This is a genomic window from Polyangium jinanense, assembly GCF_028435265.1.
GTDB classification, from domain to species: domain Bacteria; phylum Myxococcota_A; class Polyangia; order Polyangiales; family Polyangiaceae; genus Polyangium; species Polyangium jinanense.
In genome coordinates, this window is record NZ_JAGTJK010000027.1 from 36764 (window position 1) to 51215 (window position 14452).

At 67.2% G+C, this 14452-nt stretch carries 8 protein-coding genes and 1 pseudogene; 7 read left to right on the top strand and 2 right to left on the bottom strand.

The window, feature by feature from the left end; all coding sequences use genetic code 11:
- Positions 1-244: 244 nt before the first annotated feature.
- Positions 245-1072: a siderophore-interacting protein gene (locus KEG38_RS34840; RefSeq protein ID WP_272424595.1), complete on the top strand. Its 828-nt coding sequence runs from the start codon at positions 245-247 to the stop codon at positions 1070-1072.
- Between the two features lie 258 nt (positions 1073-1330).
- Positions 1331-2332 carry a DUF6607 family protein gene (locus KEG38_RS34845; protein ID WP_272424597.1) on the top strand — a complete coding sequence of 334 codons (1002 nt, stop codon included), beginning with the start codon at positions 1331-1333 and terminating at the stop codon, positions 2330-2332.
- Here the strand turns inward: KEG38_RS34845 and KEG38_RS34850 are convergent.
- Positions 2316-5759: pseudogene (locus KEG38_RS34850) on the bottom strand (CHAT domain-containing tetratricopeptide repeat protein). The gene KEG38_RS34845 and the pseudogene KEG38_RS34850 sit on opposite strands and share 17 nt — an antisense overlap.
- A gap of 71 nt (positions 5760-5830) precedes the next feature.
- On the opposite strand from KEG38_RS34850, the gene KEG38_RS34855 reads away from it, so the two are divergent.
- The 3 genes from KEG38_RS34855 to KEG38_RS34865 all read left to right on the top strand — a co-directional run bounded on the left by KEG38_RS34855 (position 5831) and on the right by KEG38_RS34865 (position 9804).
- Entirely contained in the window at positions 5831-6091 is a 261-nt protein-coding gene (locus KEG38_RS34855; protein ID WP_272424598.1) for a ClpX C4-type zinc finger protein, read from the top strand.
- A gap of 594 nt (positions 6092-6685) precedes the next feature.
- The gene (locus KEG38_RS34860; protein ID WP_272424599.1) at positions 6686-8542 is read left to right on the top strand and encodes a zinc ribbon domain-containing protein; all 1857 of its coding nucleotides are present in this window, start codon (positions 6686-6688) and stop codon (positions 8540-8542) included.
- Between the two features lie 2 nt (positions 8543-8544).
- Positions 8545-9804, top strand: a complete 1260-nt coding sequence (locus KEG38_RS34865; RefSeq protein ID WP_272424600.1) for an outer membrane protein assembly factor BamB family protein — start codon at positions 8545-8547, stop codon at positions 9802-9804.
- Positions 9805-10148: 344 nt separating this feature from the next.
- On the opposite strand, the gene KEG38_RS34870 is transcribed toward KEG38_RS34865, so the two are convergent.
- The gene (locus KEG38_RS34870) at positions 10149-12347 is read right to left on the bottom strand and encodes a sensor histidine kinase (RefSeq protein WP_272424602.1); all 2199 of its coding nucleotides are present in this window, start codon (positions 12345-12347) and stop codon (positions 10149-10151) included.
- Between the two features lie 82 nt (positions 12348-12429).
- Here KEG38_RS34870 and KEG38_RS34875 point away from each other — a divergent pair, with 82 nt between their 5' ends.
- Both KEG38_RS34875 and KEG38_RS34880 read left to right on the top strand, forming a co-directional pair.
- Complete coding sequence (locus tag KEG38_RS34875; RefSeq protein ID WP_272424603.1) at positions 12430-14007, top strand: L,D-transpeptidase; 1578 nt, start codon at positions 12430-12432, stop codon at positions 14005-14007.
- Positions 14008-14061: 54 nt separating this feature from the next.
- Entirely contained in the window at positions 14062-14451 is a 390-nt protein-coding gene (locus KEG38_RS34880) for a hypothetical protein (RefSeq protein WP_272424604.1), read from the top strand.
- The last annotated feature ends 1 nt before the right edge of the window (position 14452 follow it).

Below are 14452 nucleotides of genomic sequence, written 5' to 3' on the forward strand. Positions count from 1 at the left end.
AGAACGCGCCCATGGTTTCGCGCGCCGCGAGGGGGCTGTCAACAGCGGAGATGTTGCGGAAGCGGGGGCGGAAGTGGAAGCGGGGGCGGAAGCGAAGCGGCTCGGGCTCCTGGTCTGCGTCTGCTTCAAGGCGGCGAATGGCCGCATCGTAGACCTTTCGTCCAACACACCGATTCGCTCGTTGCATAAATTTCCCCAGTGTTATTGGTGACCGGCCACCTTCGTCTCCGCAGGAGTGTCCTCGATGAACCGTGAAGACTCGCCCTTCGAGCTCGTTCGTCACCCGCTGAAGATTCGCCGTTTGGTCGTCACCCGCGTCCGCGATCTCTCGCCACGTATGCGTCGCATCACGCTCGGCGGTCCCGAACTCGAGGGCTTCATATCCCTGGCACCCGAGGACCACGTGAAGCTCTTGTTCCCCGCCGAGGGACAGTCCGAGCCTGCACTGCCCGTCATCGACGAGCGCGGCGAAATAAAGCCGCCACCGGGCGCACGTCCGATCGCGCGCGACTACACCATCAGGGCAAGGCACGCGGACACCATCGACGTCGACTTCCTGTTGCACGGGCATGGCGTCGCCTCCTCCTGGGCGGCACGCGCGACCCCAGGCGACGTGCTGGGCCTCGCCGGGCCGCGCGGCTCGCGCCTGCTCCGGCTGCAACCAGCCTGGCAGCTCTTCGTCGGCGACGAGACGGCGTTGCCGGAGATGGTACGTCGTCTCGAGGAGACACCGGCGACCGTGCACAATTTCGTGGTGGCGCTGGTCGAGGACACGAAAGACCAGGTCGCATGGCCCGAGCTTGTCCAGCCAGGCGTGGAGACCCGCTGGGTGCACCGTGCGGACGCGGGCGGAGCGGGCGACGTAGCAAAGCAGCTCGTGGACATCGTGCGCGCAGCCGAGCTTCCCGATGCGAGCAATGGATTCGCCTGGCTCGCCGGTGAGGCCTCCGAGACCGCCGCAGTGATGCGCATGCTCGTGCGCGAGCAAGGCTGGGCGCGCGCACGAATCCACGCCTCAGGGCACTGGAAGCGCGGCGTGGTCGCGCACGATCACCACGAGCCGCTGAGCTGACGTCTCTTTTTGGGGCCGCCGCCGCGCCGGGGCGCCGCCCCGGACCCCGCGGGGGCTGTTCGCCCCTCGACCCGAACCAGCGCAAGCGCTGGACTCGTGGTCGATGAACTGCGCGATGCGCAGTTCATCGAACGGGCCGGTGGCAAGACCAGAGACGGCGTTGCCAATCGCAGCGGCGAAAGGCTGCGCGCGTTCGTTTCGTGCGGTGCCCTTCATAGATATTGACTTTCATTAGCAACTTCATCTACGAGCCTCCGCATGCGCACTGTGGCTCTGGCTCTGGCGACGACGATGCTCGTGGGATGTGGACATGCAGGGAGCTCGCGAGCCGAGCGGCTCGCCCATGGAGTCCCCCGCACCGAGGCCTGGTGCGGCCCGGGCGTTGCTGCCTTCGACTGCGACCGCCGCGCGATCCTCTCGATGGCCGGCAGCTACCGCGTGTCGTTCCACTTCGACGAGACAACGCTCCTCGAGCCGGGCTACCTCCCGCGCCCCTCGAAGGACGTGACCGGCACGGAGGCCGTGGTGGTGGTGAGCGACGAGCCGCGACGCATCGAGCTCCAGCACCTCTTGGTGCTTCCCGCGGGCATGGTGGTGAAGCACTGGCGCCAGGTGTGGGTTTACGAGGCGCCTGATCACTTCCGGTTCCTCGGCGCGCAGCGGTTCGACCGGCGCACGCGCAGCGAGCAGGAACGCGCAGGCACGTGGACCCAGCTCGTCTACGAAGTCAACGATGCGCCACGTTATGCCGGCAGCGGCACCTGGGTGCATCAGAAGAGCTCGTCGACCTGGACCTCGGAGACGACGCTGCGCCCGCTCCCGCGCCGCGAGTATTCCAAGCGCAAAGACTACGATCTGATTGTCGCCGAGAACCGGCACACCATCACGCCGCTGGGCTGGACCCACGAGCAGGACAACACCAAGGTCATCCGCCGCGACGGTGTCGAGCGCCCGCTGGTTCGGGAATTCGGCTTCAACGAGTACACCCGCATCGACGATCCGCTCAGCGCGGCTCAGCGCTACTGGAAGGAGACCGCCGCGTTCTGGGCCGCGGTGCGCGCCCGCTGGGAAACGCACCTCGCGCACGGAGAGCTGTCTCTGGCCTACCCCGTCCACGAAGAGAAGCTGCTCATCGACGTGCTCAAGCGCGCCGAGGCGTTTCGCAGCACGCCCGATCTCGCGGAGGCCGAGCGCTGGCTCGATACGCACTTTGCAAAAATGGTGCGCGCCGAGCCCGCCGCGGTCAGCGACGCTCGCTAGAGGCCGAGTCAGGGCGGCCCCCCTCGTCAACGGTCTCCGCAGATGAGCGGAGGGGCGCATCATTTCCCGACGCAATGAAGCAAGCCCAGTAATACGGATGCGCGAGATCAGGGTGGCCTAGCATTTCGAGCTGGGCTCGACGCAAGGCTTCTACGCGCCCCTCCCCCGCAAGCAACTTGTCGTAATAAGCCTCCATCAATTCACACGTCGCCGCATCATCCACGCTCCATAGACTCATGACCTGCGTCTCCGCGCCGGCAATGCTGAGGGCTCGACGCAATCCATAGACACCTTCACCGCTGGCGATTTCACCCAGGCCCGTTTTGCACGCCGACAATATCACGAGCTTCGTCCCCAGCAGGTCGAGTTGCGAAACCTCGAACGCCGTCAGAATGCCGAGCGCCTGATTCTCGTGCCCGCGATTTGCACCAGCGAGCGCGATGCCCGAACGCAAGAGCGGGTTGTCCACGTTCGATTTGAAATGCGTGGGGCGATCAAAACCGAACAAACCCTCATCGAATGGCGAGGGCGCTTCCTGCGTCGATGGGCCCTGCAGAAAAAAGCCATGCGTCGCAATGTGGAGCAGCTTTGGCCCGGCTACCTTCATCAAGGCGCCTTTGGTGGCCGCCTCTCCCATCAGCAACGTGGAACCGTCGATCTTTCGTGCAATCGCGCGACCTTCTTGCGCGGCAAAGCGAAGCGGACGGAAAGACAACCCACGCAGCGCATCACGAGTAGGGTCCCGCGCGACGCTCTCCTGCGCATCCGGAGCAATGGGCGTGATATGTTCGTAATCGGGGGCGGCAATGACGACGGGACCTTGGCGCGATTGGAAGTGGTCCGCAAGGCGTAAGAGATCGCGGCCACTTGCCAATTAATTTAATTCGTAATTTTCGATGACGTAGCGACCATCTTCATCGATGAGCGCACCAAACGGCACGATGTTCAGCAAGGCATCGGGACTCAAGAGAATCTTACGAATTGGGCCGAGCAAACGCCGGATGGGTTGCATGATGAGAGCATCGAGCGTTCGGGCCGCTGTGCGATGCTCCGCAATGGCAGTGTCGACATCACCGAATTCGCGCGTCGTCGGCGTGGGTCGTCGAAGTGCCGCGAGAAACTCCACGGTCAGCTTGTGAATGGCATCGGATTCGCCGAGGTCCACCCAGGAAATCGCGCCATCGCGAAGTAGCACATAGGCAACATAACGACCGGGTTTGAATTCGTCGGTATCATGAACGACGGGTACATAGAGGAATAGCTCCACGAGCGCTGCACCTTCGGGGATTGCAGCTTGCACTTGCTCAATCGTCACCGGTTGCAGCTCGCCCCGCAGCTCGCCGCACCGATGACTCATGGCGATTTCGAGTTGTTGCCGTTCTTGATCGAGACGCGCGCGGGCCAACAGGTCTTCGACCTTGGGCGGACGGATGGATCCGCGCCACACGAGGGCGAAATGCTCCGCGCAGACGCGCTGCAGGCGCTCGAACAGCTTGCCATCCGCCGTCGTCAAGAATCGGCGCAGCGTGGAGAAGTTGTCGGTCATCGTATCGAGCACTCGACCTTTACGATTTAAAATGGTCCGAAGAGCGAGTTCCTTCGATTGCGAGGCGTTGGGGGCGTCGTGGGCGACAAGTGAAATGGCGTCGTTCGTCGAGCGCCAGAGGAGGTTCATGTGCTTCCGCTTTTGCTCCTCCGACCCGACGGTCAAACGCATCGCAATATGCCGATCTTCTGTGTGCACCGTCCGTGCGAGGTGTTTCACGGCATGTTCCGGCTTGCCCCAGACGATATACATCGTCGCGAGATTGCGGAGAAGAACGGCCACTTGCAGATGCCCCGCCCCGAGTGCTCTTTCGCCAATGGTCAGCGCCTGGAAAAAATATTCCTCGGCCTTCGAAAATTGCTTCTTGTAACTGTAAAGCATGGCGAGGTTGTTCCACGAAATCGCAACGTCGGGGTTGTCTGCTCCAAATGTCTCCACGGTCATGGCCAGCGAGCGCTGAAAAAGTGCCTCCGCAGCATCGAAGTCTTTCTTTCGGCGGAGCAAGAGATCCGCGAGAAGGTTCATGGCGTGCGATACACCGGGATGGCACGCTTCCGTTGTCTTTTCGTTGATGTCGATGACCCGCCGACAAAGACGCTCTACCTCGTCGAAGTCTCCCTTTTGGTTTTGAATGTCAGCCAATACGAGGAGTGAGTCCGTGATGCCCGGATGGCTCATTCCGAATGCTGCTTGTCGTGTGGCAATTGCTCGTCGAGCCAACGAAATGGCATGGTCGTAATGTCCTTCGTTGGTCTTGACGATTGCCATGCGGTCGAGCATGGACGCCACCGCGGGATGATCGCGACCGACCGCTTTCTCCATCGTGGACAGCGCGAGCTCGTAGCGCAACTGGGTCCAGGTGGAATCCATCTGAAATTCGCGCAATACCCCGATCTGGAAGGATAGCTTCGCAACAAGGGCATGGTTTGGTCCCAGCGCTCGTTCGAGGATGGCGAGCGCCTCCCGGCACAGCGATTCGGCTTTGGCGTAATCGTTTTTCAGGAAGTACATTTCCGCAAATCGATCGAGCGCCATCCCAACGCGAGGGTCGTTGGGTCCACACGTCTTTTTCAAGATGTCGATGGCTCTTGCGTAATGTGCTTCGGCTTGGGCGTAGTCTTCCTTTGCGGCATACAGTCTTGCAAGATCCTGGAGCGGAGTGGCCAATGTGAGATGGTGTGGTGACAACAATTTTTCGCCACTGACAATCGCGCGTCGGAGCTCCAGTTCGGCGTTGGGGTAGTCTTTCTTTCGCGCGTACGTCGTTCCCAGGATGTAACTCGATGTCGAAGACAAGTCAGAGGGGCCTCCGAAGCCATTCTCCAGCAATGTGCGTGCGCTTTTTGCGAGAAAAATGGCTGCATCATAATGACCTCGATCACGGAGCTTGGCCGCTTCTGCGTGGAGCAGCTGACCTTCTTCGATGGCCCATCCGAAGCCGCTGCCAATGGGATCTTCCGGGTCCGCACCTCGCGCCATACATTGAATCGCGCGGGCGAGCAATGGTTCTGCGGCCCGATGATCTCCGCGTGATCTGTACCGCCTGGCCAAATGAGTCAGCCACGAGAACATCTCCGGACTGTCCGGTCCCGTTGCTTTTTCAACGAGGAGGATCGCGTGTTGATAGAGCAAATTCGCCCGGTGGTCTGCGTGCTGATTGTCGTAATGATCCGCGGCGTTCTTCAGTGCATACGCCACCTGAAGAGGCTCCGGCCCAAAGGTGTTTTCGAGAATGGATAGGCCAAGCTGGATCATGGGAATGGCGGCGCCTACGTTTCCTGCGGCGGTCAACTTGATGGCCTCATCGTGAAGCGTTTCGAATTCGTTCAGCACGTCTGCATCGAAAAGGATTTCCATGCGTGCATTCCTCGATGATTGCATGCGCCGTCGAACGTGTGCGCCCACGCGCCGCTTGCATCCTCGTAACGCGAGACGACGCGCCCCCCTCGACAATGGATAGCTCGAGGCTAGCACACATCATCCCGGACGTTCGTCGTGGCTCACGCCATGCGGACGTCGCGTGCTCGTTCTGCGACCTCCCGCAAGCGAGCGTGAAGAAGCTGATCAAAGGGCCCAAGGGCATCTTCCTCTGCGACACCTGCGTGGCGGACTGCGCCGCGTTGGTCGAGGGCAATGACCCCCACGACCTCGCGAGATCCTCCTGGGCCGCGCGCGCTGCCCGCGTGCCCGGGGATCTTTCGACAGGCACGTGAGCGCGCTCGTCACCGAGTCGGACGGACGGACGGTCGTGCCTTGGACCACGCGGCCAGCACGACGCGCCTTGCGCGCGTGCGAATCGCCCGATGGCGGCTGCTCGGTGGGTGTTCCACGCGTGCAAGGCGCTCCAAACGACCTGCGCCGCGTGCCTTGCACGCGTTCAACGGACGCCGAGCACGCGGCGCGGGAGCACTTGCGCGCGTCCCAGCGTCGCCCTGACGTGTTCCTATCCGCGCTTGCATCGACGCAGGGGCGCTGCTCACGTCGTCACGGCCCCATTGGCTCCGGCGCACCCCGCGCTGTGCACGTGTCCCGGGCGCCTTCGCGCCGATGCAAGGACGACCGCGCAGGCGTTCGCACTCGATTGACACGACCAGACAGCCGCGCTGCCACTGCGCTCAGCAACACCGTCCCACCGGCCCGTTGGAAGAACTGCGCATCGCGCAGTTCTTCCACCCCGAGTCCAGGGCTTGCCCTGGTTCGGGTCGAGGGGCGAACAGCCCCCGCGGGGCCCGGGGCAGCGCCCCGGCGCGACGGCCCAGGCCAGGGGGGGCTTCCCCTGGCGAGCTTCCACGGTAGTATCCGCCCTGATGCACTGCCCCGAGTGCGGGACCAAGGCTAGCCCCGGCGCCGCCACCTGTGGCGGGTGCGGCTTTGCGCTGGCCACGCTCGCGTCGGCGCAGAAAGGCGCCGCCACCGCGCGCACGATGGTGGGCGTGTCGCTGTCGGACCTCGCCAAGGGCCCGAACGCGTCGATGGCGGTTGATCCCGACGCGCCGACCCTCGTGAAACCCGGCTCGAATGGCCCGGCGAGGCCCGTCGTCCCGCCGTCGCCCGAGAACCGCACGATCGTCGGCATGCCTGCCCTCGCGCCGTCCGAAGGCCGGAAGCCCGCGCCGGCGCACGCCCCCGCGCAGACGTTGCTCGGCGTCGCCGTCCCGAACGCCGCTTCGCCTTCCGCTGCGCCCGCCGTCAAGGCGCCGCCGCCTGCCGAGGGCACGTTGCTCGGCGTGGCGCGGCCGGGCATCGCGCCGCTCCGCGCGAGTGCGCCGATCGTCGACGGCGAACCTGCGGGTCGCGAGCGCGAGATGCCACACGAGCTCGGCGCGACGATCATGCCCGACGAGATGGAGCGGTACCGCGGCAAGAACCCGCGGCCGAGCTCCCGCGACAAGCTCGCGCGCAAGCGCCTCGTCTTGCCGCCCATGCAGCCGCGCGGCGGCGAGGTCGTGCGCGAGCGCGCGCGCAAGAACCGAAAGCGCGCGCTGCCGGTGATCATCACGGCGGGTTTGCTCGTGGTGTTCGCCGTCGTCTTCACGTTGCTCTACAGCAGCCCGCCTCCGCTCACGGCGCGGGTGAAGGCCACGCCCGAGGGCCGCGAGGCCGTGGAGATCGAGTGCAAGAGCTGCCCCGACGGCACGAAGGTGCAGATCGGCGCGGCGAGCGCGGACATCAAGAAACACACGGCCCTCGTGACCTTGCCCGCGCCGCTCGCGCTCGGCGAGAACCGGCTCAAGGTCTCGATCGACAGGCCGGGCAGCGGGCGCGACGAGTCCGTCGGCGTGAGCGTGCACGTGAGTTACCGGCTGCGGCCGGATCTCACGGGGCTCGCGAATGAAAAACCGTCGGTGCACGTGGCGGTCGAGGCCGTGGGCGGGACGGAGATCACGATCGACGGCAAGCCCGCGGCGGTGAAGGACGGGCCCGCGGTGCACGTGATCGACGTGGCCGCGGATTGCACGGGGCCCGCGGACGAACCCGCGACGCTCAAGCGCCGCGTGCCGTACGTGGTGCAGACGGAAGGCGGCACGCGCGAGGAGGGCGCGGTCGACGTCGCGGTGGGGATCGTGCCGCTGCACATCGACGCGCCGGGGCCGCGCGTGATCGTGGACGGCGAGACGTTCGTGCTCGCAGGGCGCACGATGAAGGGCGCGGAGGTGCTCGCGGCGGGCAAGCCGATCCAGGTGTCCGCGGACGGATCGTTCGCGCAGCGGATGAGCGTGTCGTCGGTGGGATCGACGAACATCGAGGTGCGCGCGAAGGCGCCCGGGATGGCGCCGCGGATCGTGCCGATCGCGGTGCGGCGCGTGGAGAAGCTCGCGGCCGCGGCGCACGAGTTCATGACGGACAAACCGCTCGGCTACACGGCGTTCGCCTCGACGCAGGCGAGTGACGTGGGCAAGGCCGCGGTGGTGTCGGGCGAGATCGTCGAGGCGCGGACGCAGAACCACCAGACGATCTTCTTGCTCGACGTGCCGGCGAAGGAGGGGTGTCCGAAGGGACAAGGTCCTTGCCGGGTGCGGCTCGTGCACGGCTTCCCGAACCCGGCGAAGGCGGGCGACGTGATCACGGCGTACGGTCAACTCGGAAAACCGTTCAGCGCGCCGGGTAGCAGCGTGGTGCCGGAGATCCAGGTGGCGTTCACGATGCCCGGAGAGCGGAAATGAGCATGAAGACACCGTCGCGCCTCGGGGCAGCCCTCGCCGTGGTGGCAGGGTTTTGCGCGCAGCCGGCGCCGGAGATCGCGCACGCGGAAGGCATCGACACGACGCGGCCGTACACGGTGGTCGTAGGTCCGCCGCGCGGGCACGCGCCAAGCGAGCGAGTGGACGCGCGGCGCACGGGGCAGAGTCGATCGAGGCTGCCGTTTCCGCCGGTCGACAAGTGGCGGAGGCACCTCGGCGGGACGATCGAGGTGCCGCCGGTCGTGGACGAGACGGGGCGGATCTACACGGCGCTGACGGTGCCGGAGGTGGTCGCGTATTCGCCGGACGGCAAGGAGGTGTGGCGGACGCGGCTCGGCAGCGCGCCAGCCATCGCGCCGCCCGTGCTGACGAGCGACGGGACGATCCTGCTCGTGACGAGCGCGGGCGCGGCGGTAGGCCTCGGGCGGGACGGTCGGGTGCAGTTCGCGACGCCGCTCGGGCAACGAGGCCGCGATCTCGACGTGGCGCCGCTCGCGCGTTCGGACGGAAGCGTGGTCGTCGGGGGACGGGCACTCGTGGAGCTCGACGCGAACGGCGGGGTGCGGGCGCGGGCAAGCTTGCCGGAGCGTGCGGTGGGGGCGCTGATCGAGGGTCCAGAAGGGACGATCGCAACGGGCGAGGCCGGCGGTGTCTACGTGTTCCGGCCGCCGAACCCGCCAAAGAAGGTCGGGACGTTCGGCGGGCCGCTGCGGCGCGGAGCAGCGCTCGAAGGCGGGCGGACGCTGCTCGCAGTGGTGAACGGCAAGACCCTCGTGGGGCTCGACCTCAAGACGGGGCTCACGCACGTGCGGGCCGGCGACGTGGGGCTCGGGACGTACGACGAGCCGGTGACGATCCACCCGCGGGGGTTCGCGATGTTTTCGACGTCGACGGGACTGCTCTTCGGGGTGGACGCAGCAGGCAACGAGCGGCTGCGGATGGTGCTCGACAAGGGGGCGCAGCCGGCGGCCCCAGATCCGGCGGCGCCGGCCGGGACGGCAGCGGCGACAGGATTTTTCAACGCGCCAGCCGATGCACGGCCGAGCCCAGCGATGATCGTGGACGCAGAGGGGCGCGTGGCGTTCGCGCGGCAAAACGGGCGCGTCGGGGTGGCGCGGCCAGATGGGAACGTGGCGCTCGTGAGCGAGAAGCTATGCGCAGCGCCGGTGGCGATCCAGCCAGCAGGCGATGACAAGCTGGTGGCAGCTTGTCGGGATGGAACGATCTGGATGCTGGGGATCTGACGGCTGTCTCGTGTCGAAGCCGCTGCACTGGGGCTTTGCCCCAGGCCCCACCAGGGGCTGTCCGCCCCTGGACCCGGACCAGCGCAAGCGCTGGACTCGGGGTCGATGAACTGCGCGATGCGCAGTTCATCGAACAGGCCAGGTCAAGACCAACGAAGGCCCTGCCAACCAAGACCGCCGTGACTGGCAACGCTGTCTCTGGTCTTGCCACGGGCCTGTGGGAAGAACTGCGCATCGCGCAGTTCTTCCCCAAATGGTCCAGGGCTTGCCCTGGTTCGGGTCGAGGGGCGAACAGCCCCCGCGGGGCCCGGGGCAGAGCCCCGGCGCGACGGGACAGCGAGCGATCAGGCCAGCGGGATTCGACAGACGAACCGTGCGCCGCCGCTCTCGGCGCGCTCCAGGGACAGCGCGCCGCCGTGCCGCCGGGCGATGTCGCTCGAGATCGACAGGCCGAGGCCGGTGCCTTGGCCGCGAGGTTTTGTGGTGAAGAAGGGCTCGAAGATGCGGCAGGCGATGTCTTCGGGGACGCCTGGGCCGTTGTCGCTGACGGCGACGAGGGCTGCGCCGCCGTCGCGACGGGCCTCGATGACGATGCGCGGGGTCGGTTTGCCGGAGCGCCCGTCGCTCTCGACGGCTTGGATGGCGTTGACGAGCAGGTTCATGCAGACCTGGCTCATCTCGCCTGAGCGACAGAGGACCTCGGGCACGTCGCCGTAACGTTTTTCGACCTCGATGCCCGCGTCGCGCAGACGGCGGCCGAGCAGCACCAGGGTCTCCTCGATGCCGGCCACGAGGTCCGTGGGCACGACCTCGCCGGGTGACCGGGAAAAACTTTTCAGGTTGCCGACGATGCGGACGGCGCGATCGCTGGCGCGGCGGAGCAGGTGCGAGATGCCGACGAGGTCTTCGAGCGCGGCGTCGACGTCGAGCTCCTTCATCGTGCTTTCGAGCTCGTTTCGCCGCGCTGGCGAGAGTTCCGGCAGGGCGGCGCGGAAGGCGGCGAGGGTTTGCCCGAGCTCCGAGGACAGGCGTTCGAGGGGGGCTGCGGCGCCGGCGATGGCCGTGAGGGGGTTGTAGATCTCGTGCGCGACGCCGGCGAAGAGCTCGCCGATCGAGGCGAGACGCTCGCCCTGGACGAGCGCGGCTTGGGCGCGGCGGAGCTCGTCCAATGTCTTCGTGAGCTCGGCTGTGCGAGCTACGACGTTTTCTTCGAGACCGGCACGCTCGCGTTCGAGCTCGGCGATGGTGCCGGCGAGCCGCACACGCATCCGCTCGATGCTCTCGCCGAGGCCGACGACTTCCACGGGCCCGGTGACGGGCGGCGCTGCGGCGTCGAGTGCGCCACCGGCCACGAGATCGGCGGCGCCGGCGAGGACGGCGAGGGGGCGGCTGAGTTCACGCGCGGCGCGGGCCACGACGCCGAATGCGGCGACGACCATGGTGGCGAAGGCGGCGATGAGGGCGGCGATGGCGTCGATGTCCTGGCGGAGATCGCTGCCGACGGAGAGGGCGCGGTAGAGACCGACGGAGGAGAAGAGGGAGAGCGTGGTGGTGAAGAGCAGCGGCAGGCCGAAATCGCGCAGCATGCGGCGGCGCAGGGTGATGGGCTCGGCGAGCATGGCCGCGCCCCGGCCGGTCCAGGCTCGCAGCCGTTCGAGCAGGGGCGCGACGGTGTCGAGGTCCCAGCCGCGCTGGTAGAAGGAGACGCCGAAGGCGAAGAGGATGCCGAGGCAGATCTCCATGACGGCGTCGGCGACGGACCAGGCGGCGCGGCCGGGTCGGGCGTAAAAGACGCCGATCGTGATGAAGGCCGACCAGACGGTGAAGTTCAGGTAGGAGAGGGTGTTCGGCAGGGCCTCGGCCTGGGCGATGGCGCGCTCGTGCATGGCGCGGTCGCCGTTCGGGCCCGCGGCGAGGGCGCGGGCGACGTGGCGCGTGGCGGGGCGGACGGCGAGCGTGAAGCCGATGGTGCCGACGAGGGCGAGGGCCGGGACGATTTCGAGCCAGGCTTTGAAGAGGACGGGGCTCTGCGTGCGGAGGAAGGCGACGCAGAAGAGCATGAGGGTGTGGCCGCCGACGATGCCGGCGACCATGGCGGACTCGGCGAGTTTGTCGCGGAGGTTGCGGGCGTCGGTGGGAGCGTCGGCGAACGGGTTCAAGCGGCGGTAGAAGGCGCGACGGATGCCGCCGGCCATGAGGCCGAAGCCGGCGGCGGCGAAGAGCACGCGGGAGCCGATGTGCGGGACGAGGGGGCTGACGGAGAGGGGCCAGGAGAGGGTGCGGACGAGGGCGGCGACGAAGAGGCCGCGGGATCCGCGGCGGACGAGCGCTGGGCCGGCGAGGGCGGAGAGGGAGAGGGAGACGACGCCGATGGTGATGGCGACGGGCAAGGCTGCGGAGAGGGCGTCGGGGACGACGGTCCAGACGAAGAGGAGCGCGGAGAAGGCTTCCCAGGCTGCGGCGAGGAGCTCGGCCTGGAGGTGGCTCGGGGCCTTCGGGGGGCGGACGGTCGAGGGCGGGGGGAGGGTCGCGCGCGGGGCCATGGGGCGTTCCGCGATGCTACGGGTTTTTCGGCGCGGCGGAGTTGCGCAGGCGAGCGAATCCGGGGCATAGCTCGGGATCAGGATGCGCGGCTTCCCGTTCGCTCCCGTCGTGCTCGCGCTCGGATGTGGTCCGGCGGAGCCCGCGCTCATGCCCGCGCCGCCGCCGAAGGCGCCCGTGGTCGTGGCTGCAACCGCTTCCGCGCCCGCTCCCGCGCCCGCCGCCGCTTCCGCCGCCGCTCCCGCTTCCGCCTCCGCGCCCGTGGCCGAACCCGCGCCGGCGGCTCCTTCCGGGCCGCGCCTTTATGCCGTCGAGGGCATTCCCTGGATTTACCCGACGCCCGAGAAGAAGGGCGAGCGATACCTCGGGTACATTCGGGTCGGCGAGTCGGTCGCGTTGAAAAAGCCCGAACCCGTGCGCGGGGCCGGGTGCGCGCGGGGGTTCTGGGCGATCGAGCCGCGCGGGTACGTCTGCAACGACCCGCTCGTCTCGCGCGAGCCGCTGCCCGAGGTCCGGCCCGCGTTCGACGCGACGTTGCCCGCGGCGGGACCCTTCCCCTACAAATACGCCATCTCCAATGGCGCGCCGATGTACAACCGCGTGCCCACGCCGCGCGAGCAGGCGCGCATCGAAAGGCTCCTCGGGCCCGCCGGCAAGTTCGAGCCGCTGTCGAAATTCCTCTCCGCGCACGAAGACCTCGCCCAGACCGAGCCGATCACGCCGACCGACCCGCTGCCCGCGTTCCTCGAAGGTGGCAAAATGGTGCGTCCCGGGCGATTCGATCTCGTGCGGCAAAACATCCCGCATGGGTCGATGCTCTCGTACACGAAGGCGTTTTCCGCCGAGGGACGCACGTTCCTGCTCTCGGTGGACCTCACGGTCGTGCCCGCCGACCGCGTGCGCTCGTTCCGACCGAGCTCGTTCCACGGCGTTCGCCTCGGGGACGACGTCGCCTTGCCCCTCGCCTGGTTCCGCAAATCACCACGCGCGAAATGGCGCAGGCTCGACGGCGGCGCGATGGAGCGCACCGGCACGTCGTTCCCGGCGCGCTCGTATGCGATGCTCACGGGCCATACGGCCGAGGTCGCGGGGGCCACGTACCTCGAAACGAAGGAGCGCGAGGGCGGGCAGCCGGTGTGGGTGGAGCAATCCGATGCGACGGTCGTCGAGCCGCGGCAAAAGCTGCCGTTTGGCGTGCGCGAAGGGACGAAGTGGGTGCACGTGCGGATCACGCAAGGCACGCTCGTCGCGTACGAGGGGCTCAAACCCGTGTTCGCCACGCTGATTTCGCCCGGATCCGGCGGTGTTCCCGTGAAGGGGATCGACAACGTGAAGGCGAGCACGACACCGACCGGGACGTTTTACGTGACGTTCAAGGACAAGGCGGCCACGATGTCGCCCGAAAAAGGCGAGGATCGCTCGTTCTGGATCGCCGACGTCCCTCACACGCAGTATTTCAACCCGCCCTTCGCGCTGCACGCCGCGTACTGGCACGAGCGTTTCGGCGAGCCGACCAGCGCCGGCTGCGTGAACCTCTCGCCGATCGACGCCGAGACCCTGTTCCATTGGAGCGACCCACCCGTGCCCGCCGGCTGGCAGGGCGCGTCGGGGGCCGGCGCCCCGGAGAACGGGCCTACGACGGCGGTCGTGATTTCGAGGTAGAATCGTCACCTGCCGCCTTGCGTCGTGTGGCGACGATGGCCATCGTGGGGCCCCATGCGAACCGAGATCCGACGCAGCACCTGGGTCAAGCCACTCCTCTCCGTATTCGGCGGAACGGCCGAGCGATCGTACGTCGACATCGAAGGCGACGAGATCCACGTTCGTTTTGGCTGGCTCTTCGACGAGCGCATCCCGCTCTCGCGGGTCACCTCGGTCGAGCGCGCGCGCTGGCCGCTGCTCGGCGGGCTCGGATGGCGAACCAATTTCGTCGATACGGTCGCGGTTGTCGGGTCGTACGACGACGTGGTGCGCATTCGCCTCGCGCCGGCCCAGCCGATGCGCGTGCTCGTCCGCGTTCCGACCGAGACGCTTTATGTCTCGGTCGAGGATCCGGACGCCTTCGTGGCCGAGGTCCGGCGCCGCATCGCCTCGCGGGTGTCCTGAG